The organism is Vibrio sp. Vf1514 (assembly GCF_052076135.1).
GTDB classification, from domain to species: Bacteria; Pseudomonadota; Gammaproteobacteria; order Enterobacterales; family Vibrionaceae; genus Vibrio; species Vibrio furnissii.
On record NZ_CP197267.1, the window covers coordinates 3,018,839 to 3,041,675 of the forward strand.

Below are 22,837 nucleotides of genomic sequence, written 5' to 3' on the forward strand. Positions count from 1 at the left end.
CGATTTTAGCTAATATGATTTCAGCACAGATTAAGTAGCAGTTCAGACATTAATCGATGCTGGAATTCATTTTTGATTCGAGCCCAAACCGCTTTATTAACACTGGAGGTTATCCAAGATGTCAGTAGAAAACGTACTATCGCTGATCCAAGAAAACGAAGTTAAGTTTGTTGACCTACGCTTCACAGACACAAAAGGTAAAGAGCAGCACATCTCTATCCCTGCTCACCAGATCGATGCAGACTTCTTCGAAGAAGGTAAAATGTTCGATGGTTCATCAGTTGCTGGCTGGAAAGGTATCAACGAATCAGACATGGTCATGATGCCTGATGCATCATCTGCTGTGCTTGACCCATTCACAGAAGACTCAACGCTGAACATCCGTTGTGACATTCTTGAGCCTGCAACCATGCAAGGCTACGATCGCGACCCACGCTCTATCGCAAAACGTGCAGAAGACTACATGCGTTCAACTGGCATCGCAGACACTGTCCTGATCGGCCCAGAGCCAGAGTTCTTCCTGTTTGATGACGTAAAATTCTCGACTGACATGTCCGGCTCTTTCTTCAAGATTGATGACGTTGAAGCCGCTTGGAACACGGGTACTGACTACGAAGACGGTAACAAAGGCCACCGTCCAGGCGTGAAAGGGGGTTACTTCCCAGTCGCACCAGTCGACTCATCACAAGACATCCGTTCAGCCATGTGTTTGATCATGGAAGAGATGGGTCTGGTTGTTGAAGCGCACCACCACGAAGTTGCGACCGCAGGTCAGAACGAAATCGCTACACGTTTTAACACGTTGACCACTAAAGCGGACGAAATCCAAATCTACAAGTACGTTGTTCATAACGTTGCTCACGCATTCGGTAAAACAGCGACTTTCATGCCTAAACCACTGGTTGGCGACAACGGTTCTGGCATGCACGTACACCAATCTCTGGCCAAAGACGGTGTGAACCTGTTTGCTGGCGACAAGTACGGCGGCCTGTCTGAAATGGCGATCTACTACATCGGTGGTATCATCAAGCACGCACGTGCACTGAACGCCCTGACTAACCCGTCAACCAACTCGTACAAGCGTCTGGTACCTCACTACGAAGCACCTGTGATGCTGGCTTACTCAGCGCGTAACCGTTCTGCGTCAATCCGTATCCCAGTGGTACCAAGCCCGAAAGCGCGTCGTATCGAAGTTCGCTTCCCAGATCCAGCAGCAAACCCATACCTTGCGTTTGCCGCGATGCTGATGGCTGGTCTTGACGGTATCAAGAACAAGATCCACCCAGGCGAAGCGATGGACAAAGACCTGTACGATCTGCCAGCAGAAGAAGCAGCAGAAATTCCTAAGGTTGCAGAATCACTGAAACAAGCGCTAGAAAGCCTAGATGCTGACCGTGAATTCCTGACCGCAGGCGGCGTATTCTCTGATGATTTCATCAACTCTTACATCGATCTGAAAACGAAAGATGTTGAGCGTATCAACACCGCTGTGCACCCACTGGAATTCGAACTGTACTACTCTGTATAAGTTGCATTTCGTGTAACCTTCACGGGCTTACACCAGAAAATCAGGCTCGCCTCGCAGGCGGGCCTTTTTCATATTTGGCGTTTATCATCGGCAATTTAACATGAACGTTACATAATCTAGCGTCTTCGACGCTGCCGTTTTGGCCACCACCATGAGTGAGGTGAACGATGATTCGTATTGTGTTTTTGGAGTTACTCCTGTTGCTCACACTGCCGCTGAAGTTGAGCGCACAAAGTGTTTATACTTGGGAAGATGAACAAGGCGTAGTGCACTTTAGCGATGCGCCAGCCGACGATCAGGCTCAAGCCATTCACCTACCCGATGTGGATGCAACGCCCCCCGCTCCCAGTTATACCCCCGCCCAACCAATCGACCCACCTGCACCCAAATCGACCACCGAACCGCACATCGCGCTGCAAGTGACCCTGAGCGCGCCCCACCATGACCAAACCATTCGCGACAATCGCGGCCGAATGACCCTTGAGGTTGAGCTCAATCGCCCGCTGGGCGTTGGTGAACACCTGCAATTACTGATGGATGGCAAGCCTTACGGCGCACCCAGCACCAAAACGGTGTGGCACCTGAACAATATTGAACGCGGGTCTCATACCTTTTCAATTCAGGCATTTGGATTCGGCAAGGTTATTGCATCATCTAAGTTTGTAACGGTGCATTTACATCGAGCGTCCGTGAATTAGGCGATATCCACACTAATTTGCTCGATTTCAGGCAGTGTCTGGCTTTTTCTTTGTGCTCCGTTGCGCCATACTTGACAATTTGATGCACCATTTTTGTGCATTGCATTATTTTGGAACACGGACAAGGATGAACCTGTGAGTGCAGAGCTAAGCGAAACCATACTGAACAACGTTGTGACCGCCACTTTGATGTTGGATGAAACCCTGTGCGTGCGCTATGCCAACCCAGCAGCCGAACAGCTGTTTTCACAAAGTGCCAAACGCATCATCAATCAGCCGCTGTCTAAACTGATTCAACATGCGTCGATGGATCTGGCGCTGCTCTCACAGCCGCTGCAAAGCGGTCAGAGCATCACCGACAGCGACGTCACCTTCGTGGTCGATGGCAAACCCCTCATGCTGGAAGTGACCGTCAGCCCACTATCATGGCAAAAAGAGCTGATGCTGTTGGTCGAAATGCGCAAAATAGGGCAACAGCGTCGCCTAACGCAAGAGCTTAACCAACATGCACAACAACAAGCGGCCAAACTGCTCGTGCGTGGCTTGGCCCATGAGATCAAAAATCCACTGGGTGGGTTACGCGGCGCAGCGCAACTTCTCGAGCGCATGCTGCCCGATCAGAGCCTGACTGAATACACCCAAATCATCATTGAACAAGCGGACCGCCTACGCGCGCTCGTGGATCGCCTGCTCGGCCCCAAAAGCCGGGCAAGAAAACCTCCGAGAACCTGCACCTGATTTTGGAAAAAGTTCGTCAATTGGTGGAACTGGAAGGCCGCGCCGATCTCACAATTGAGCGCGATTACGATCCCAGTTTGCCCAACATCCTGATGGACACCGATCAAATCGAGCAAGCCCTGCTGAACATTGTCAGCAATGCAGCGCAAATTTTGGCCAACCAGCCACATGGCGTGATCACACTCCGCACCAGAACGGTGCACCAAGCCAATATTCATGGCCAACGACATAAGTTGGTGGCCAGAATCGAAATCATCGATAACGGTCCGGGCATTCCGCTCGAACTTCAAGACACGCTGTTTTACCCCATGGTCAGCGGTCGTGAGGGCGGTACCGGACTTGGCTTATCGATTTCACAAAACCTGATTGACCAGCACAATGGAAAAATAGATGTAGAAAGCTGGCCAGGTAGAACCACATTTACGATTTATTTACCGATTTGAACGACGTGACCATTCTCGCTTGGAGAATGGAGGCTGCTGTTGAGGAAACCAGACTATGAGTAAAGGATACGTATGGGTTGTCGATGACGACAGCTCGATTCGCTGGGTGATGGAGAAAACCCTGTCGTCAGCCAATATTAAGTGTGAAACCTTTTCTGATGCAGAAAGTGTGTTGATGGCACTCGAACGAGAAACCCCTGACGTCTTAGTTTCCGATATTCGTATGCCCGGCATTGATGGGATTGAGCTATTGCACCAAGTGCATTCACGCTCACCGGAATTGCCGGTGATCATCATGACCGCGCACTCCGACTTGGATGCCGCAGTCAACGCCTATCAAAAGGGGGCCTTCGAATATCTGCCGAAGCCATTTGATGTCGATGAGACGTTAACCCTCGTTGAGCGTGCCATTGCGCATGGTCAGGAGCAGCGTAAAGAACAATCGCAGCATTTGATTCCCACCTACGATGCACCAGAAATCATCGGTGAAGCCCCCGCGATGCAAGAGGTGTTTCGCGCTATCGGCCGCCTCTCTCGCTCCTCTATTTCAGTGTTGATCAACGGTGAATCCGGCACGGGTAAAGAACTGGTGGCGCATGCACTGCACCGTCACAGTCCGCGCGCGCAAAAGCCGTTCATCGCGTTGAACATGGCCGCGATTCCCAAGGATTTGATTGAATCAGAGCTGTTTGGTCACGAAAAAGGGGCGTTTACCGGTGCCAACAACGTGCGCCAAGGACGTTTCGAACAGGCCAATGGCGGCACGCTGTTTCTGGATGAAATCGGCGATATGCCACTCGATATTCAAACCCGTCTGCTGCGCGTGCTTGCGGACGGACAGTTTTATCGCGTGGGTGGCCATTCAGCGATCAAAGTCGATGTGCGCATCGTGGCCGCAACCCACCAGAACCTAGAAAAACTGGTACATCAAGGCAAATTCCGTGAGGACTTATTTCACCGTCTGAACGTCATTCGCATTCAAATCCCGTCATTACGTGAGCGCCGTCAGGATATTGATAAGCTGACTAAACATTTCCTCGCTTTGGCCGCCAAAGAGTTAGGCGTGGAGATGAAAACGCTGCACCCCAAAACGATTGAGATACTCAACCGCCTCGACTGGCCCGGGAACGTGCGTCAATTGGAAAACATGTGCCGTTGGTTAACCGTGATGGCCAGCGGCACTGAAGTGCTCCCGAGCGATCTACCTTCTGAACTGTTGGCTGAAAAGAAAAGCGTCGACTTTGACAGCGATGCCAGCTGGCAAAAACAGCTTGAAGCGTGGGCGAAATCGGCGTTGGCCTCGGGAGAAACCGAGATACTTTCGTACGCACTCCCAGAATTTGAACGTATACTTTTAGAGGCAGCACTCAATCACACCAATGGCCATAAGCAGGACGCCGCCAAAGTATTAGGTTGGGGACGCAATACGCTCACACGGAAACTGAAAGAGCTGTATTAGCATGTAGGTTGTCTCCCGCTGCCAATCCTAATACCGGCCATTAGCGCAGAATCAGGATATGCCGTTCAGACAACAGATGACTTTAAAAACTGCAGTGTTGTTTCCTTTTGTGATCATTATTTTGGTCACCATTGGAGTCATCGGCGCGGTACAAAAATACAGCTACGAACAGATGGTTCAGGACGTGAGCCGCAAGCAGCTCACGTTCCTGTCCAGCAATGTCGACCAACGGCTGCATACCTTTCTGGATGAGCCATTTCGCGCCAACCAAAGCATGAGTTATGGCATTGGCTTCCATCAGTTGTATCAACCCCACCAAGCGCAGGTGATCGAGCGCTTTCTTCACTCAGGGTTTGATGAGCTGTATCGGCCGATTTCGCAAATCGATGTGATGAGCTTTGCCGGCATCCACGGCGAATTTGTCGGTTTTCGCAAAGAGGATAATCAAGACTTTACGCTGATGCTCAAAGATGCGCGCACTCAGCAGCAGTTGATGATCTATCACGGTGACTCGGTGAATGGTGAAGTCCGTTCCGTTATCAATCACTATGACCCTCGCACTCGCCCATTTTACACACCAGTCGCTGCCAATCTGCGCCCGATGTGGTCATCGGTATACACCAACATGGATGAACGTCAGGACATCACCCTGTCCGCGCTCACGCCCGTCATGCAACAACAGCAGTTTGTTGGCGTCATGGTCACCGACGTGAAGATCAGCACCTTCAACGCGTTCCTGCATCAGTTAAAGCGTGAAACCAACGCTGATGTCTATATCTTTGATGGTGACCAACGCTTGATTGCACACACGGTGCCGACGGGCGTGGTCTCTTGGGGAACCGAATCGTCTCCCAAAGGAGAACGACTCACGACACAAGAAACCCCAAACCCCGTGCTCAAAGCCAGCGCGACACACATCGCGCATTCACTGCATACCGAACATGCCGTTCCCAGCCAAGTGTTTAGCACCAGCGTCGATGGCGCGCGCTATTTCAACCAAGTCGCCGCAGTCAGGGATGAATACGGGCTTCAATGGTATATCAACGTCACCATCTCTGAAGCCGACCTCTTGGGTTCGCTACCACAAAACCAGCGTAATAGCTGGTTACTGGGGTTGCTCGTGAGCTTATTCGGCATCGGGATTGGTTTTATCACATTCAACCGAGTCACGGCGCCTATCACCTCCACCGCCGTGGCCGCAAAACATCTGGCACAGGGCGACTGGAACAGTGCCATGCCCAAACCCGGCAAAATCTACGAAACCAGCATGATGGTGTACGCCTTTACCGAAATGGCCAACAACTTAAAGGCGTCCTTCAAAGCACTGCGTGAACAATTGATTTATGACTCGTTGACCAAGGTATACAGCCGTGAAGGCATCATCGATTGCTGTAGCCAGATGCCTGTGCTGCACGGCAGCTTATTTCTCATCGGCATCGATAAGTTTCGAGACATCAATGACAGCCTCGGTCATCACCAGGCCGACCAACTGTTGGTGTTGATCGCCCAACGCCTCAAAACCGTGAATAACGAAGAGACGTACATCGCCCGTATCGGGGGCGATGAATTCGCGATTTATCGGCCGCATTGCGTGGAGGAACAGCCGGTGAAGTACTTTGCTCAGCAATTGCTACAGCTGTTTGCGACACCATTTCATATGCCAAACGAAAACATCGCCGTGAACATCTCCATCGGCATCGTACATCATCTATCTTCCGCCAGTATGACGGTTTGGCTGCGCAACGGCAGCATTGCGCTCAGCAACGCGAAACAGGACTCTACTCGCATCAGTTATTACGTTCCAGAAATGGCCGATATTTCGCGCAAACGAACTCAAATGGTCACGCACATTAAGCTGGCACTAGAGAACCGAGAGTTTGTACCGTTCTATCAACCCATTGTGGATCTCCACAGCGGTGAAGTACTGGGGGCGGAAGCGTTAGCACGCTGGTTATCGCCGGAGTTTGGCCTCGTACCGCCAATGGATTTCATTCCAATCGCCGAAGAAAGCGGCCTGATCAACGCCATTGGTGAACACATGCTGCGCCAAGCCTGCTGGGACACCGTGCAAGGCATTGAACAAGGCAAGTGGTCGGCGGACTTCCAAATGCACGTGAATTTATCAGTCAATCAATTGTCTCACCCAGAGTTCTTACCGCAGTTGCGAGAGACATTGCGCAACACCGGGATGCAGCCCAATAACCTCACCTTGGAGATCACCGAATCGCGTATCGTCAACAACGACCCCGTCATTCTCAATACCATGCAAGCCATTAAACAACTGGGCATCCGTTTGGCCATCGACGACTTCGGCACAGGTTATAGCTCATTGGCCTACTTGTATAAATTGCCATTCGACTGTCTGAAGATCGATCGTGCGTTTGTTTCGTTACTCAACCCAACGCATTTTGAAACCAGCATCGCCGCCACCATCATCACGCTGGCCAACAGTTTTAAAGTCAACATCGTCGCCGAAGGCATTGAAACACCAGAACAAGCAGAGTTGTTGGCAAAATTACATTGCCCACAAGGACAAGGCTTCCTATTTAACAAGCCGATGTCTTATCACGAATGGCCAACAGATCTAGTGAACATGAAGAGAATATCGGCAAAATAGCGACGATTTCCGCTTTCTCACTACTGACACTTCACGGTTTGGTTTTTATACTTAGCGCAGATTTTGACTTGGTAGATGAACATGATTACGAAAACTATTCCACTCACCGATTTGCACCGTCACCTCGACGGGAACATTCGCACTCAAACTATTCTCGACCTCGGTCAAAAATTTGGTATTGCTTTGCCCGCCAACACGGTAGAGGCACTCACGCCACACGTACAAATTGTGGAAGCTGAGCCTTCACTGGTGGCCTTCCTGTCTAAACTGGATTGGGGCGTGGCCGTACTGGGCGATTTGGATGCGTGTCGCCGCGTTGCGTATGAAAACGTGGAGGACGCACTGCATGCTCAAATTGATTACGCAGAACTGCGTTTTTCCCCGTACTACATGGCGATGAAACACAACCTACCCGTAGCGGGTGTGGTTGAAGCGGTCGTCGATGGCGTTCAAGCCGGCGTACGCGATTTTGGCGTTCAGGCGAACCTGATTGGGATTATGAGCCGTACTTTTGGCACAGACGCTTGTCAGCAAGAACTGGACGCGATTCTGAGCCAAAAAGATCACATTGTGGCCGTCGATCTAGCCGGTGATGAACTGGGCCAGCCTGGCGATCGCTTTGTCAGCCACTTTAAACAGGTGCGTGATGCCGGTTTACACATCACTGTGCATGCCGGGGAAGCCGCAGGTCCAGAAAGCATGTGGCAGGCGATTCGTGATTTGGGAGCCACTCGTATTGGTCATGGTGTGAAAGCCATTCACGATCCGGAGTTGATGGATTATTTAGCCAAGCATCGCATTGGTATCGAGTCTTGTCTCACCTCCAACATTCAAACCAGTACAGTAGAAAGCTTCGCACAACACCCTCTCAAGTGTTTCTTGGAGCATGGTGTACTTGCATGCTTGAATACCGACGATCCAGCAGTCGAAGGCATTGAGCTGCCTTACGAGTATGAAGTAGCCGCACCTCAAGCCGGACTGAGCCAAGAACAGATTCATCAGGCACAGATCAATGGTCTGGAGCTGGCTTTTCTTTCCGAAGCTGACAAACAGACCCTCAAAGCCAAAGTCGCTCAGCGCGTGTAACGTAGAAACTCTCTTCTGTTGAAGCCGATGCCTATCGCATCGGCTTTTTTATTCTCGGCTGTTCGAAAGTCGCGTAAGCGCAGCTTCGCCTGTGTCAATAAACAACGTCATAGTGACCGTCATTCACCCATTGAGAACCAGTCAAGATGTCGAGCACGAACGGTTCGCACCAAAATTACAAAGAGTAAGAGGAAAAATTTGGAGCACGTAAAGGGATAAACAAGAGAGTTCAGGAATAAAGGAAATAAAGGAAATAAAGGATGGCAATTTGATGCGTTTTCTAAACGCCAGATAGCAAAAAACCCAGTCAAAGACTGGGTTTTCAAAATAAGTGGCGGAGCGGACGGGACTCGAACCCGCGACCCCCGGCGTGACAGGCCGGTATTCTAACCAACTGAACTACCGCTCCGCACTGGTTAGACTCAAGAGTCTAAATTTAAAGCCTGGCGATGTTCTACTCTCACATGGGGAGACCCCACACTACCATCGACGCTGTTTCGTTTCACTTCTGAGTTCGGAATGGAGTCAGGTGGGTCCAAAACGCTATGGTCGCCAAGCAAATTCTTAAAATTCGGAAAGCTGTTTTCGTTCTCTCAACACATTCTTATGCGCTTAGCTTTGAGTCCACTACAAAACCCCTTGGGTGTTGTATGGTTAAGCCTCACGGGCAATTAGTACAGGTTAGCTCAACGCCTCACAACGCTTACACACCCTGCCTATCAACGTTCTAGTCTCGAACAACCCTTTAGGACAGTTAAACTGTCAGGGAAGACTCATCTCAGGGCTCGCTTCCCGCTTAGATGCTTTCAGCGGTTATCGATTCCGAACTTAGCTACCGGGCAATGCGTCTGGCGACACAACCCGAACACCAGAGGTTCGTCCACTCCGGTCCTCTCGTACTAGGAGCAGCCCCCTTCAATCTTCCAACGCCCACGGCAGATAGGGACCGAACTGTCTCACGACGTTCTAAACCCAGCTCGCGTACCACTTTAAATGGCGAACAGCCATACCCTTGGGACCGACTTCAGCCCCAGGATGTGATGAGCCGACATCGAGGTGCCAAACACCGCCGTCGATATGAACTCTTGGGCGGTATCAGCCTGTTATCCCCGGAGTACCTTTTATCCGTTGAGCGATGGCCCTTCCATTCAGAACCACCGGATCACTATGACCTGCTTTCGCACCTGCTCGAACCGTCATTCTCGCAGTTAAGCGGGCTTATGCCATTGCACTAACCTCACGATGTCCAACCGTGATTAGCCCACCTTCGTGCTCCTCCGTTACTCTTTGGGAGGAGACCGCCCCAGTCAAACTACCCACCAGGCACTGTCCTCAACCCGGATAACGGGTCTAAGTTAGAACATCAAACATACAAGGGTGGTATTTCAAGGTCGGCTCCAACGCAACTGGCGTCACGTCTTCAAAGCCTCCCACCTATCCTACACATGTAGGTTCAATGTTCAGTGCCAAGCTGTAGTAAAGGTTCACGGGGTCTTTCCGTCTAGCCGCGGGTACACTGCATCTTCACAGCGATTTCAATTTCACTGAGTCTCGGGTGGAGACAGCGTGGCCATCATTACGCCATTCGTGCAGGTCGGAACTTACCCGACAAGGAATTTCGCTACCTTAGGACCGTTATAGTTACGGCCGCCGTTTACCGGGGCTTCGATCAAGAGCTTCGACCGAAGTCTAACCCCATCAATTAACCTTCCGGCACCGGGCAGGCGTCACACCGTATACGTCATCTTACGATTTTGCACAGTGCTGTGTTTTTAATAAACAGTTGCAGCCACCTGGTATCTGCGACTCTCATCAGCTCCATCCGCGAGGGACTTCACCATCAAGAGCGTACCTTCTCCCGAAGTTACGGTACCATTTTGCCTAGTTCCTTCACCCGAGTTCTCTCAAGCGCCTTGGTATTCTCTACCCGACCACCTGTGTCGGTTTGGGGTACGATTCCTTACAATCTGAAGCTTAGAGGCTTTTCCTGGAAGCATGGCATCAATGACTTCACATCCGTAGATGCTCGACGTCGTGTCTCAGCCTTAAAGAGAGCCGGATTTACCTAACTCTCAAGCCTACGCACTTGAACCTGGACAACCGTCGCCAGGCCCACCTAGCCTTCTCCGTCCCCCCATCGCAATTGTAAGAAGTACGGGAATATTAACCCGTTTCCCATCGACTACGCTTTTCAGCCTCGCCTTAGGGGTCGACTTACCCTGCCCCGATTAACGTTGGACAGGAACCCTTGGTCTTCCGGCGGGGAGGTTTTTCACCCCCCTTGTCGTTACTCATGTCAGCATTCGCACTTCTGATACCTCCAGCATGCTTTACAACACACCTTCAACGGCTTACAGAACGCTCCCCTACCCAATACGATAAATCGCATTGCCGCAGCTTCGGTTTACAGCTTAGCCCCGTTACATCTTCCGCGCAGGCCGACTCGACTAGTGAGCTATTACGCTTTCTTTAAATGATGGCTGCTTCTAAGCCAACATCCTAGCTGTCTGAGCCTTCCCACATCGTTTCCCACTTAGCTGTAATTTGGGACCTTAGCTGGCGGTCTGGGTTGTTTCCCTCTCCACGACGGACGTTAGCACCCGCCGTGTGTCTCCCGGATATTACTTACTGGTATTCGGAGTTTGCAAAGGGTTGGTAAGTCGGGATGACCCCCTAGCCTTAACAGTGCTCTACCCCCAGTAGTATTCGTCCGAGGCGCTACCTAAATAGCTTTCGGGGAGAACCAGCTATCTCCGAGTTTGATTGGCCTTTCACCCCTAGCCACAAGTCATCCGCTAATTTTTCAACATTAGTCGGTTCGGTCCTCCAGTTGATGTTACTCAACCTTCAACCTGCCCATGGCTAGATCACCCGGTTTCGGGTCTATATCCAGAGACTGAACGCCCAGTTAAGACTCGGTTTCCCTACGGCTCCCCTATATGGTTAACCTTGCCACTGAATATAAGTCGCTGACCCATTATACAAAAGGTACGCAGTCACCCCACAAAGGAGGCTCCTACTGCTTGTACGTACACGGTTTCAGGTTCTATTTCACTCCCCTCACAGGGGTTCTTTTCGCCTTTCCCTCACGGTACTGGTTCACTATCGGTCAGTCAGGAGTATTTAGCCTTGGAGGATGGTCCCCCCATATTCAGACAGGATAACACGTGTCCCGCCCTACTCGATTTCACTGAACATGCGCTGTCGGCTACGGGGCTATCACCCTGTTTCGCGGTCCTTTCCAGAACCTTCACCTGACGCATATAAAGCTTAAGGGCTAATCCAATTTCGCTCGCCGCTACTATCGGAATCTCGGTTGATTTCTTCTCCTCGGGGTACTTAGATGTTTCAGTTCCCCCGGTTCGCCCTGTTAACCTATGTATTCAGTTAACAGTAACTGCTTATGCAGTTGGGTTTCCCCATTCGGAAATCTCAGACTCAAGTGGCTGTTACTGCCTAATCTGAGCTTATCGCAAGTTACTACGTCCTTCATCGCCTCTGACTGCCAAGGCATCCACCGTGTACGCTTAGTCACTTAACCATACAACCCGAAGGAGTTTCGGGTTGTTGTTAAACAACCTAGGTGTCACACATTTAATTTACATGAGTGTGTGACTGATTTTGCCGGACTCAATTTGAAGACTTACTGAAACAGTAAGCTTCGATACCAAGCACACTTGAATGTGTTTGTTGGTGTATTCCATTTAGGAATACATTGAGAACTTTACAAACAACAATAAATTGTTGTTTTGTCAGCTTTCCAAATTGTTAAAGAGCAGATTTTCTAATGAAAACCATGTTTAAAGATTCTAAAGGTAAAACCTTTAAAGATGGTATCCCGTAGGGGAGTCGAACCCCTGTTACCGCCGTGAAAGGGCGGTGTCCTAGGCCTCTAGACGAACGGGACACAGCAATGTGCTCGCGCTAAAGGGCAGAGGCACGAATCTCTTCACTTTATTAAACACTATCAATCTGTGTGAACACTCATCGCAATAATCATTCGTATAAGGAGGTGATCCAGCGCCAGGTTCCCCTAGCGCTACCTTGTTACGACTTCACCCCAGTCATGAACCACAAAGTGGCAAGCGTCCTCCCGAAGGTTAAACTACCTGCTTCTTTTGCAGCCCACTCCCATGGTGTGACGGGCGGTGTGTACAAGGCCCGGGAACGTATTCACCGTGGCATTCTGATCCACGATTACTAGCGATTCCGACTTCATGGAGTCGAGTTGCAGACTCCAATCCGGACTACGACGCACTTTTTGGGATTCGCTCACTTTCGCAAGTTGGCTGCCCTCTGTATGCGCCATTGTAGCACGTGTGTAGCCCTACTCGTAAGGGCCATGATGACTTGACGTCGTCCCCACCTTCCTCCGGTTTATCACCGGCAGTCTCCCTGGAGTTCCCGACATTACTCGCTGGCAAACAAGGATAAGGGTTGCGCTCGTTGCGGGACTTAACCCAACATTTCACAACACGAGCTGACGACAGCCATGCAGCACCTGTCTCAGAGTTCCCGAAGGCACCAAAGCATCTCTGCTAAGTTCTCTGGATGTCAAGAGTAGGTAAGGTTCTTCGCGTTGCATCGAATTAAACCACATGCTCCACCGCTTGTGCGGGCCCCCGTCAATTCATTTGAGTTTTAATCTTGCGACCGTACTCCCCAGGCGGTCTACTTAACGCGTTAGCTCCGAAAGCCACGGCTCAAGGCCACAACCTCCAAGTAGACATCGTTTACGGCGTGGACTACCAGGGTATCTAATCCTGTTTGCTCCCCACGCTTTCGCATCTGAGTGTCAGTATCTGTCCAGGGGGCCGCCTTCGCCACCGGTATTCCTTCAGATCTCTACGCATTTCACCGCTACACCTGAAATTCTACCCCCCTCTACAGTACTCTAGCCTGCCAGTTTCAAATGCAATTCCGAGGTTGAGCCCCGGGCTTTCACATCTGACTTAACAAACCACCTGCATGCGCTTTACGCCCAGTAATTCCGATTAACGCTCGCACCCTCCGTATTACCGCGGCTGCTGGCACGGAGTTAGCCGGTGCTTCTTCTGCAGCTAACGTCAAAGAATACCGCTATTAACGATACCCCCTTCCTCACTGCTGAAAGTACTTTACAACCCGAAGGCCTTCTTCATACACGCGGCATGGCTGCATCAGGCTTGCGCCCATTGTGCAATATTCCCCACTGCTGCCTCCCGTAGGAGTCTGGACCGTGTCTCAGTTCCAGTGTGGCTGATCATCCTCTCAGACCAGCTAGGGATCGTCGCCTTGGTGAGCCCTTACCTCACCAACTAGCTAATCCCACCTGGGCATATCCTGACGCGAGAGGCCCGAAGGTCCCCCTCTTTGAGCCGAAGCTATCATGCGGTATTAGCCATCGTTTCCAATGGTTATCCCCCACATCAGGGCAATTTCCCAGGCATTACTCACCCGTCCGCCGCTCGCCGCCCAACAAATTCCCCGAAGGTTCAATGTTGTCGCTGCCGCTCGACTTGCATGTGTTAGGCCTGCCGCCAGCGTTCAATCTGAGCCATGATCAAACTCTTCAATTTAAGATTTTGTGGCTCAATGAATACTGACTTCAAATTACCTTAGTAATTCAAAGCTATTATCGTTCCAACAGAACGATAATGAATTGACTGTGCCGATACCGAAGTATCGATTGGTCACTCAGTTCATTGATACCTAAGTTGATTCTTTAGAATCATCTTCGATTATCATCAACGAGTGCCCACACAGATTGATAGGTTTATATTGTTAAAGAGCATTTCCGCTATCGACTTTGCTTTCAAAGCACTGTCGCTAGGGGTGCGTATAATACGCTTAAATTTCTGAGAGTCAACAGTTATTTTCAAACTTTCTTAACTCTTCACCGTGAACCACTTTGTGATGTTTGTCTCACTCCGTGTCGGTGAGGCGGCATTATAGGGAGGTCTGAAATTATGACAAGCACTTTTTTCAAATTAATTTTCGTTCGATTAAAAAGCCATCAACTCGCTGTTTATCGAATAAAATTCCAACATTTGAGGGGGGTCACAGCAATTGGTTGGAAAAAAACCAAGCATATACGTAAGATTCATGTGTCTATTTTGTTAATCGTAGACATGCATCTTATTTTTATCTGATAAGTAGTATTTCAATATGAACTCTAATAAATCGATGTTATGGATTATCGCGCTGGTCATTCTTGGCGCTGTTATTTTCTCTCAGGTATCGACTCACCCTTCGGTGAGTTTTGTTCTTGGTGTAGTGGCTGCAGCTATTATCTTTAAACTTTTTACTTCTACTTCTTCACCCAAGGAGTCTCAAGACGAGTCTTCGACTGCAACCAAAACACTGTATGTGGGTAACTTGCCTTATAAGGCGAATGAATCCCATGTGCGCGATCTGTTCGCACAGCATGGCGATGTGTTCGCGGTTCGCCTCATGAAGGACAAACGTACGGGTAAGCGTCGTGGATTTGGTTTTGTGGTGATGGCCGCTGGTCATGCACAAACGGCCATCGATGCTTTAAATGAGAAGGATTATATGCAGCGTACATTGAAAGTGCGGATTGCGAATGATCCTAAGCACCCTGAAGAGGGAATGGACGAACAGGACTAAATCCTAGTTGTTCCAGCTTTTCATTCAGTGCGTCTTCCTCCCAGGGAGGCGCACTGGAGAAAATGCTGTGCGGATGCTCGTCTTGCATACTGCCCGTTTCTAAATGCAATAGATCTTGTACTCGTCTTGCAATCGCTTCCCCCGAATCCACCAGCATGACATCCTTGCCTAATACAGCCTGAATCTCTTCTTTAATGAGCGGGAAATGCGTGCAGCCCAATACTGCGACATCAATGTGCTGACGCAGTGGACTTAAGATACTCGCCAACTCTTCTAGATCGACCGCTTTACCACGTAGCTTCTCTTCGGCCATATCAACCAGACGCGTTGAGCCCAGCAGTTCGACATTTTTATCAGAAGAGAAGTCACGAATCAGATCATGCGTATACTGACGCGTAATCGTTGCAGGCGTCGCAATCAACCCCACCGCTTTATGCGCCAACATCGATGCCGGTTTAATCGCAGGCACAACGCCCACAACCGGAATGGCAAGTTTGGCGCGCAAACGAGGCAGCACGATGGTACTGGCGGTGTTGCACGCTATCACCACGATATCGAAACCTTGCTGAGCGACCAAATTCGTCACCAGCATATCGACGCGCTGCAGTAATGTCTCTTGCGCTAATTCACCGTAAGGATAAGCGGCGTTGTCAAACAGGTAGGTATAACTCACTTGCGGCAGACGCGTTTGTATCTCGCGGTACACGGATAAGCCGCCCACACCGGAATCAAAAATGAGTGCTTTATATTGAGGATGTTCAGACACGCAATACCCCGGTGGTTAGCATCGTTAGGATTCAAAACGCCCTGATCATACTCCCTCTTTACGAATAGGCAACTACTGCGCAATGGCCCCAAAGGACGCCTGATAACGCTGATGACAAAACCGCTCGCCACACTCGACCTGTGTCAACACGAGGTGAATCGGCTGACGAAACCCCGGCGCAAATGTCACTAACGTGTGGAATTCGCCATCTTCTCCGCACGGATCCACACGCTCCGGTAAGCTTTGGATAAACTGAACGCTGTACCATTGCCCACAATATGAATCATCCAATGCGTGGCCATCAGTGGTGACCACCAGCGTTTGAATACCACGCGCGAGTATTTCTTGCGCCAGTGCGAACGAATCCTCGCCCAGCAGTGGCAAAACGCATTCCCAGCCCGCAGGCTCGATATAGCTTTTGCGATACTCGGCAATGCCATTACAAAACATGTCACCAAACGCGACAGCTTGTACGCCCAATCCGCTCTGCTGAATCCCATTCACAATCAGAGATTGATAGACCGGATTACTGGGAAATACTTCCGGTAATGCAATCTTGACCAAGGGCAATCCCAGCGCCTCGGCCTGCATTTCAACCACATTCAATGGCGTGGCCTGAAACGGCACTTCATCAGCCACATATGTGGTGAACAACCCCACCACTTCGTAGCGTGGGTCTTGTTGCAATCGCAACAGGGTCAGCGTTGAGTCTTTGCCGGACGACCAGCTCACAATCACTTTTTTCATCTTTGCCTCTGGATAACAAAAGCCGCCCGAAGGCGGCTTGAGGTTAGAACTGGTACGTGGCGTTCAAGTAGTAAGCTCTTTCTGGTGAACGATACCCGACAGCCGTTTCATACTGTTCATTAAATAGGTTCTCAACACGGGTACGCACGACAAAAGTGTCACTCACCCAATACCCCACCGAGGCATCCCACAAATTCGTCCCACCGATGTAATCGTCACCTGTCGTTTCTGTTTTTGGCAGATTCAGACGTTTACCGGTGTAGGTGTACGTGGTGTTCACTTCCACATCCCCAAACTGCGCCGATGCTATCCATTTGTAGTTCTCTTTCGCACGACGCGCCAACTGAACACCATTGTCGTCCTTGTGATCTTTAAACTCTGCCACTAACGTATGGTTGATTGGACCGGTATCGAAGTTAACGTCCATTTCGAGCCCTTTAATGCGGGCGTCCACGTTGTCCGAATACCAACTGCCGCTGGTGCTTTCATACCAAATAATCAAATTGTCGACTTTGTTGTCGTACGCTGAGATGTTCCAACGGGCAAATGAATACGCCCCCGAGACACCCACTTCCATATTCCGTGACTCTTCCGCTTCGAGATCAGGTGTGGTGGTGAGGTCCGTGTAGCTTGGCGCTTTATAAGCCGTACCGTACGATGCTCGCACACGATGATACTCACCCAGTTGATAGCCGGCGGCCACCGACCACGTCGTGTGACCATCATACTTGTCATGTTTGTCATGACGCACATTGGCTTCAAGCACCCAATCGCTGATGGTGAACTTTCCAGAGCCGAAAGCCCCTTTCGTGTCTCTGCTCTCCCCTGCCAATGCATGCGCAGAACCGTAATTCAGTGCATCATCGTCAAGCGATTCACGACGTGCATCAATCCCGCCCCCCAACTGAATGTAGTTATTCAACTGATAAAGGTTGGCCCATTGAATCTGAGTGAGATCGATATTCGCTCGCGTGCTGGCGTTGTCCTTGCCTTCACTCTGGCTGTAGTCCAGATTCTCTGTTTGTTGGTAATTGAGGGTGACGAGGCTCTTGAGTTTCAAGCCTTCATAGTTCAGTTGCCCGGTAAAACTCTGGTTATCGGAATAACCGTGGTACACACTGCCTGAGGAGTTGTACTCCACATCACTGTCAAACCAACTGGCGGAGACATAACCGACCCAGCGGTCATTGAAGCGATGCTCATAACCGCCCATCAGATTTTGGCTTTCATAGCCATAATCCACACCGGTCTGCGTGCTTTTAATGTCATAGCCATCGGTTTTCTCAAAACCCGCCGCCAGTTGCAGATGTCCTTGTTCATTCACATCCGCTTTCGCCACCACATCGCCTTTGCGCGCTTGATGACTCCCGATACCCACCGTCACTTGTTTCAGGTTATTGCCACGATGGGAGCGAGTAATGATGTTGATGACACCACCCACAGCATCGGAGCCGTACATGGCAGCCCCCGGACCGCGGATCACTTCCAATCGTTCAACCAAACCGAGTGGGAAGCGGTTAATCGCCACACCACCAGCTGCGGAATCAATACGTACACCGTCAACCAAGACCAGCACATGGCTGCTGTTCGTCCCGCGCATAAACACGGACGCGCTATGACCACGGCCACCATTCTGAGCGATTTCAACACCCGGAACGCGACGCAGCACTTCTGTGAGCGAGTTTGCTTGGTACTGTTCAATTTCCTGACGGCTGATCACCGTGGTTGCGGATAAAACGGAAGTTTGTTTTTGTTCAAATCGGTTTGCGGTCACCACCACCGTTTCGTCTGCGGAAGTGTCCTGAGCGAATGAAAAAGAGGCGTAAGGAAGCAGCGACGCCACTGCCACCGCTAGAAGGGATTTATTCATTATGTTGTCCTAAATCGCGTTAATCCTACTGAGCATGGCTTCGTGCCGCTTCTTCGCTCAGCCGCTGGCAGGTCTTCGGACTTGAGAGCACTGTCTCCTACTAACTCGACTTCCCGCGATCGCAGTGTCACTGAGTGTTCGTTCTCTCTTACCGCTGCGCGTCAGTTCTGGATTCCCACCAGATTCCCTTTTCAGTCATTTAGCCATCTAGGCAGCTAAATCACACCAGCTTGGCGCTGATAGTATTGAGCAATGGGTGAATTGTCTAGCTCGGTTTGGCATAAGCTATAGTTTTACAGATCCAATTCTCATCAAAACGGGCACAAAACTGGACAAGTGCGAGGGATTGAATAAAATCTGCGCTCTTTATTTGAATGCACCCAAAAGGTAAAACCATGGCGACTCTCGATGTAAACCCAAACCACTACCAAGCGCAGCTGGATGACAAGGTCACTCGCCTGACCGACATGTTCCAGGCTTATCAGGTTCCTGAGCTGGAAGTGTTTGAGTCGCCGCAGCAACATTACCGCATGCGCGCAGAGTTTCGCGTGTGGCACGATGGCGATGACATGTACTACATCATGTTCAACCCAGAGACGCGTGAAAAATACCGTGTGGATCAGTTCCCAGCAGCAAGCCGTTTGATCAACGATCTGATGCCGCTGCTGATGGATGCCATGAAAGGTGACGACACGCTACGCCGCAAACTGTTCCAAGTAGATTTTCTTTCGACGCTTAGCGGCGAAGTGCTGGTGTCACTGCTGTACCACCGTCAGTTGGATGACGCGTGGACTGCGGCAGCGAAAAAACTCAAACAGCGCCTGAATGATGAAGGGTTCAACCTCAACCTGATTGGCCGCGCGCGGAAAATGAAAATCGTCTTGGATCGCGACTTCGTGGTGGAAAAACTGCACGTCAACGGCCAACCATACATTTACCAGCAAGTGGAAAACAGCTTTACCCAACCGAACGGGAAAGTCGCGGAGAAGATGCTGGAATGGGCGGTGGATTGCACGCAAGAGAGCCAAGGCGACTTGCTAGAGCTGTACTGCGGTAACGGCAACTTCTCATTGGCCTTGGCGCAGAACTTCGACCGCGTACTGGCCACCGAACTGGCCAAGCCATCGGTCGAGTCGGCGCAATACAACATCGCCGCCAATGCAATCGACAACGTGCAGATCATTCGCATGTCAGCTGAAGAATTTACTCAAGCGATGGAAGGCAAGCGGGAATTCAACCGCCTCAAAGATGCTGGCGTAGATCTCAAGAGCTACAACTGCAACACCATTTTTGTCGATCCACCGCGCGCCGGCATGGACATCGACACCTGTAAGATGGTGCAAGGCTACGAACGCATTCTCTACATCTCATGCAACCCAGAAACACTCAAAGAAAACTTGGATGTTTTGTGTGAAACCCACCGCGTCACCCGTTTTGCACTGTTCGATCAGTTCCCTTACACCCACCACATGGAAGCGGGTGTGCTGCTGGAACGCAAAGCGTAAGTATAAAAAAACGAGCCTCATGGCTCGTTTTTTTGTGTCCGTTTCCACCTACGAGGTGCGGCCCAGATACCCCAGCTTGCGACCGATCCACACCAGCAGCAACAGAGCGACCACAATCGCAAAGAAGTTCGAGCCCGAATCTGGATACTGCGCTTTGATAAACGCATTGTGACCAAACGCGCCCACAAAGAAGCACGCCAAGCCCACCAAAGGAATATCCTCTGAAACGGGATGACGCAGATACTCTTGGTACAGCGCCTGCACGGACAACACCAATGCGATCAATGGAAAAATAGAAAAAGAGACCTCACTCATGGTCATCCACGACAAAATAGCGTCGCCACACATACCAGCCACCAGTGCCAGCACCAGCGTTTTACGTTCAGAACCGTGATCGGTTTTGCTGTTTTCCTTCGTCATTAATCTATTCCACCTTTGAGTCGATTACGTTCACGTTCTTTGCGATACCAGAACGCCCCCTTGGCGACCATTCGCAACTGCATGATCAGACGTTCCGATAACTCTTCCCGTGAACGTCGGTCTAAATCCAGCGCTTCTGCGCCTGAAGTAAATACCAAGATAACGGAGGCTTCCGCCTGCGTGACCGCTTCTTCGCGGTTCATACCGGTATTCACCAAGTATTCGGTCAGTTCGGCCGAAAAGTGCTGCATCTCGCGCGCCACAGCGGTCCGAAACGCCAAAGACGTTCCAGAACGTTCACGCAGGAGCAAGCGAAACACGTTGGGACTGCTTTCGATAAACTCCATGAAAGTTTCGACCGAGGTGCGAATCACGCTGCCCTCTTTGACGATGCGTTGACGCGCCTGACGCATCAATTGACGCAGCAACAAGCCGCCTTCATCCACCATGGTTAAACCCAACTCGTCCATGTCTTTGAAATGACGATAGAACGATGTCGGGGCAATCCCCGCTTCACGGGCGACTTCCCGCAAGCTTAAATTAGAAAAACTGCGATCAGCGCTCAATTGGCTGAAGGCGGCATCAATCAGTGAACGACGCGTTTTCTCTTTTTGTTGTGCACGAATACCCGTAGATTTCATACTGCGTAAGTTCTCTGCCTGGTCCCATAATGGCCCATACTATAACGCGAATGTGAAACTTGTCTAAGTGGCAAAGCATGTCCGTTTGAGCCAGCAGACAATTTATCCTGCCGTGTGGTTCCCTGTTGCTCGCGCAGCCACCCGGCCAGTACGAGTGTGCAACACCGAATATTTCTTGCGATGACGTGATCCCCTGCACTCTCTGATGGGAACACGATTTACCGACTCGTGGAATCAGTTAAAATCTCGCTACAGCAATGTTAAGCGAAAATAACAAGGAAATCCTTATGGCACAGAACAACCACTTTGACGTCATCGTAATCGGCAGCGGCCCCGGCGGAGAAGGTGCCGCGATGGGGCTCAGCAAAGCGGGAATGAATGTCGCCATTATTGAAAAAGAGAGTGGCGTCGGCGGGGGATGCACGCACTGGGGCACCATTCCATCCAAAGCCCTGCGTCATGCGGTCAGCCGGATTATCGAATTCAACAGCAATCCGCTATTTTGTAAGAACAACACCAGCTTGCACGCCACCTTCTCAACCATTCTGAGCCACGCCAAAACGGTGATCGACAAACAAACACGCTTGCGCCAAGGGTTTTACGATCGCAACCAATGCTCACTGATTTTCGGCACCGCCAAATTTGTCGATGCCCACACTGTGGCGGTCACCAAAAGCGATAACACGATTGATCTCTACACCGCCGATAAGTTTGTGATTGCCACCGGCTCTCGCCCTTACCGCCCAAATGATGTCGACTTCAACCACGCACGCGTCTACGACAGCGACTCGATTCTCAACCTGAAACACGACCCACGCCACATCATCATTTACGGCGCAGGCGTGATTGGCTGTGAGTACGCGTCTATTTTCCGTGGCTTGGGCGTGAAGACCGACCTCATTAACACTCGCGACCGCTTGCTGGCGTTTCTGGATAACGAAATCTCCGACGCCCTGTCGTACCATTTTTGGAACAACGGTGTGATCATCCGCAACGACGAGACCTACGAGAAAATCGAAGGCACTGAAGATGGCGTCATTGTGCACCTCAAATCCGGTAAGAAGATGAAGGCCGATTGCCTGCTGTACGCCAACGGCCGAACCGGGAACACCGATAAGCTCAATCTGGAAGTGGTTGGCCTGTCACCGGATTCACGCGGCCAGCTCACCGTCAACACCAACTACCAGACCGAGGTGGACCACATTTACGCCGTTGGTGATGTGATTGGTTACCCAAGCCTTGCCAGCGCGGCGTACGATCAGGGGCGCTTTACCGCGCAAGCGATCGCCAAAGGCAACGCAACCAATCAACTGATTGCCGACATTCCAACCGGCATCTACACCATTCCGGAAATCAGCTCGGTTGGTCGTACCGAGCAAGAGCTGACGGCCGCGAAAGTGCCGTACGAAGTGGGCCGCTCATCGTTCAAACATCTGGCACGCGCACAGATTTCCGGTAAAGATGTTGGCAGCCTGAAAATACTGTTCCATCGCGACACCAAAGAGATTCTCGGCATTCACTGTTTTGGGGAACGCGCAGCAGAAATCATTCACATCGGTCAGGCGATCATGGAACAAAAAGGCGCAGCCAACACCATCGAGTACTTCGTGAACACGACCTTCAACTACCCGACAATGGCGGAAGCCTACCGCGTGGCCGCGTTGAACGGGTTGAATCGCTTGTTCTAACACAGCGCCCAAAGCAAAAAAC

General features: G+C 50.7%; 13 protein-coding genes, 2 tRNA genes, 3 rRNA genes, 1 pseudogene and 1 riboswitch. Of the genes and pseudogenes, 9 read left to right on the plus strand and 10 right to left on the minus strand.

The genetic code is table 11. The features are described 5' to 3' along the window. Nucleotides 1–118 precede the first annotated feature (118 nt). The 6 genes and pseudogenes from glnA to add all read left to right on the plus strand — a co-directional run bounded on the left by glnA (nucleotide 119) and on the right by add (nucleotide 8,569). Entirely contained in the window at nucleotides 119–1,528 is a 1,410-nt protein-coding gene (gene glnA, locus ACS18Q_RS14010; RefSeq protein ID WP_004728436.1) for a glutamate--ammonia ligase, read from the plus strand. Between the two features lie 167 nt (nucleotides 1,529–1,695). After that, entirely contained in the window at nucleotides 1,696–2,226 is a 531-nt protein-coding gene (locus tag ACS18Q_RS14015) for a DUF4124 domain-containing protein (RefSeq protein WP_441257175.1), read from the plus strand. Between the two features lie 135 nt (nucleotides 2,227–2,361). After that, nucleotides 2,362–3,407, plus strand: a pseudogene (glnL, locus tag ACS18Q_RS14020) (nitrogen regulation protein NR(II)). 55 nt (nucleotides 3,408–3,462) lie between these two features. After that, the gene (gene glnG, locus ACS18Q_RS14025; protein ID WP_014204272.1) at nucleotides 3,463–4,866 is read left to right on the plus strand and encodes a nitrogen regulation protein NR(I); all 1,404 of its coding nucleotides are present in this window, start codon (nucleotides 3,463–3,465) and stop codon (nucleotides 4,864–4,866) included. A 58-nt stretch (nucleotides 4,867–4,924) separates the two neighbouring features. Continuing rightward, nucleotides 4,925–7,483, plus strand: a complete 2,559-nt coding sequence (locus ACS18Q_RS14030) for a bifunctional diguanylate cyclase/phosphodiesterase (RefSeq protein ID WP_441257176.1) — start codon at nucleotides 4,925–4,927, stop codon at nucleotides 7,481–7,483. An 81-nt stretch (nucleotides 7,484–7,564) separates the two neighbouring features. After that, nucleotides 7,565–8,569: an adenosine deaminase gene (gene add / locus ACS18Q_RS14035; RefSeq protein ID WP_441257177.1), complete on the plus strand. Its 1,005-nt coding sequence runs from the start codon at nucleotides 7,565–7,567 to the stop codon at nucleotides 8,567–8,569. 332 nt (nucleotides 8,570–8,901) lie between these two features. Here add and ACS18Q_RS14040 read toward each other — a convergent pair. The 5 genes from ACS18Q_RS14040 to ACS18Q_RS14060 form a co-directional block, all read right to left on the minus strand. Beyond that, nucleotides 8,902–8,978 (minus strand) — tRNA-Asp (locus ACS18Q_RS14040). Nucleotides 8,979–9,010: 32 nt separating this feature from the next. Further along, nucleotides 9,011–9,126, minus strand: a 5S ribosomal RNA gene (rrf, locus tag ACS18Q_RS14045). Nucleotides 9,127–9,219: 93 nt separating this feature from the next. Then, nucleotides 9,220–12,110: ribosomal RNA gene (locus ACS18Q_RS14050) — 23S ribosomal RNA — on the minus strand. Nucleotides 12,111–12,400: 290 nt separating this feature from the next. After that, nucleotides 12,401–12,476, minus strand: a tRNA-Glu gene (locus ACS18Q_RS14055). Between the two features lie 98 nt (nucleotides 12,477–12,574). After that, a 16S ribosomal RNA gene (locus ACS18Q_RS14060) occupies nucleotides 12,575–14,127 on the minus strand. Together the 16S, 23S and 5S rRNA genes with 2 tRNA genes alongside form the textbook arrangement of a ribosomal RNA operon. 589 nt (nucleotides 14,128–14,716) lie before the next feature. Here ACS18Q_RS14060 and ACS18Q_RS14065 point away from each other — a divergent pair. Continuing rightward, a complete protein-coding gene (locus ACS18Q_RS14065) occupies nucleotides 14,717–15,178 on the plus strand; it encodes an RNA recognition motif domain-containing protein (protein ID WP_038150749.1) in 462 nt (153 codons plus the stop codon). On the opposite strand, the gene murI is transcribed toward ACS18Q_RS14065, so the two are convergent. The 3 genes from murI to ACS18Q_RS14080 form a co-directional block, all read right to left on the minus strand. Further along, nucleotides 15,141–15,944, minus strand: a complete 804-nt coding sequence (gene murI / locus ACS18Q_RS14070) for a glutamate racemase (protein ID WP_004724482.1) — start codon at nucleotides 15,942–15,944, stop codon at nucleotides 15,141–15,143. The two genes, ACS18Q_RS14065 and murI, sit on opposite strands and share 38 nt — an antisense overlap. Before the next feature lie 72 nt (nucleotides 15,945–16,016). Then, nucleotides 16,017–16,691: an ATPase gene (locus tag ACS18Q_RS14075; protein ID WP_412499249.1), complete on the minus strand. Its 675-nt coding sequence runs from the start codon at nucleotides 16,689–16,691 to the stop codon at nucleotides 16,017–16,019. Between the two features lie 43 nt (nucleotides 16,692–16,734). Then, entirely contained in the window at nucleotides 16,735–18,561 is a 1,827-nt protein-coding gene (locus ACS18Q_RS14080) for a TonB-dependent receptor domain-containing protein (protein WP_441257178.1), read from the minus strand. A gap of 48 nt (nucleotides 18,562–18,609) precedes the next feature. Further along, nucleotides 18,610–18,806, minus strand: a riboswitch (cobalamin riboswitch). Between the two features lie 150 nt (nucleotides 18,807–18,956). Between ACS18Q_RS14080 and trmA the strand changes: the two genes are divergently transcribed. Then, entirely contained in the window at nucleotides 18,957–20,066 is a 1,110-nt protein-coding gene (gene trmA, locus ACS18Q_RS14085; RefSeq protein ID WP_172561730.1) for a tRNA (uridine(54)-C5)-methyltransferase TrmA, read from the plus strand. A 48-nt stretch (nucleotides 20,067–20,114) separates the two neighbouring features. Here the strand turns inward: trmA and ACS18Q_RS14090 are convergent, their stop codons facing one another. Continuing rightward, the gene (locus tag ACS18Q_RS14090; RefSeq protein ID WP_014204266.1) at nucleotides 20,115–20,486 is read right to left on the minus strand and encodes a YijD family membrane protein; all 372 of its coding nucleotides are present in this window, start codon (nucleotides 20,484–20,486) and stop codon (nucleotides 20,115–20,117) included. Next, nucleotides 20,486–21,127 (minus strand): HTH-type transcriptional repressor FabR, encoded by a 642-nt coding sequence (gene fabR / locus ACS18Q_RS14095; protein WP_004724434.1) that lies wholly within the window; start codon nucleotides 21,125–21,127, stop codon nucleotides 20,486–20,488. Before fabR ends, ACS18Q_RS14090 begins: the two co-directional genes overlap by 1 nt. Nucleotides 21,128–21,414: 287 nt before the next feature. On the opposite strand from fabR, the gene sthA reads away from it, so the two are divergent. Further along, nucleotides 21,415–22,815, plus strand: coding sequence for a Si-specific NAD(P)(+) transhydrogenase (gene sthA / locus ACS18Q_RS14100; RefSeq protein ID WP_055466659.1), 1,401 nt, complete (start codon nucleotides 21,415–21,417; stop codon nucleotides 22,813–22,815). The last annotated feature ends 22 nt before the right edge of the window (nucleotides 22,816–22,837 follow it).

Coding starts and splice junctions, on each gene's coding strand:
- glnA (WP_004728436.1), top strand. CDS start 119: ATGTCAGTAGAAAACGTACTATCGCTGATCCAAGAAAACGAAGTTAAG.
- ACS18Q_RS14015 (WP_441257175.1), top strand. CDS start 1,696: ATGATTCGTATTGTGTTTTTGGAGTTACTCCTGTTGCTCACACTGCCG.
- glnG (WP_014204272.1), top strand. CDS start 3,463: ATGAGTAAAGGATACGTATGGGTTGTCGATGACGACAGCTCGATTCGC.
- ACS18Q_RS14030 (WP_441257176.1), top strand. CDS start 4,925: ATGCCGTTCAGACAACAGATGACTTTAAAAACTGCAGTGTTGTTTCCT.
- add (WP_441257177.1), top strand. CDS start 7,565: ATGATTACGAAAACTATTCCACTCACCGATTTGCACCGTCACCTCGAC.
- ACS18Q_RS14065 (WP_038150749.1), top strand. CDS start 14,717: ATGAACTCTAATAAATCGATGTTATGGATTATCGCGCTGGTCATTCTT.
- ACS18Q_RS14075 (WP_412499249.1), bottom strand. CDS start 16,691: ATGAAAAAAGTGATTGTGAGCTGGTCGTCCGGCAAAGACTCAACGCTG.
- ACS18Q_RS14080 (WP_441257178.1), bottom strand. CDS start 18,561: ATGAATAAATCCCTTCTAGCGGTGGCAGTGGCGTCGCTGCTTCCTTAC.
- trmA (WP_172561730.1), top strand. CDS start 18,957: ATGGCGACTCTCGATGTAAACCCAAACCACTACCAAGCGCAGCTGGAT.
- ACS18Q_RS14090 (WP_014204266.1), bottom strand. CDS start 20,486: ATGACGAAGGAAAACAGCAAAACCGATCACGGTTCTGAACGTAAAACG.
- fabR (WP_004724434.1), bottom strand. CDS start 21,127: ATGAAATCTACGGGTATTCGTGCACAACAAAAAGAGAAAACGCGTCGT.
- sthA (WP_055466659.1), top strand. CDS start 21,415: ATGGCACAGAACAACCACTTTGACGTCATCGTAATCGGCAGCGGCCCC.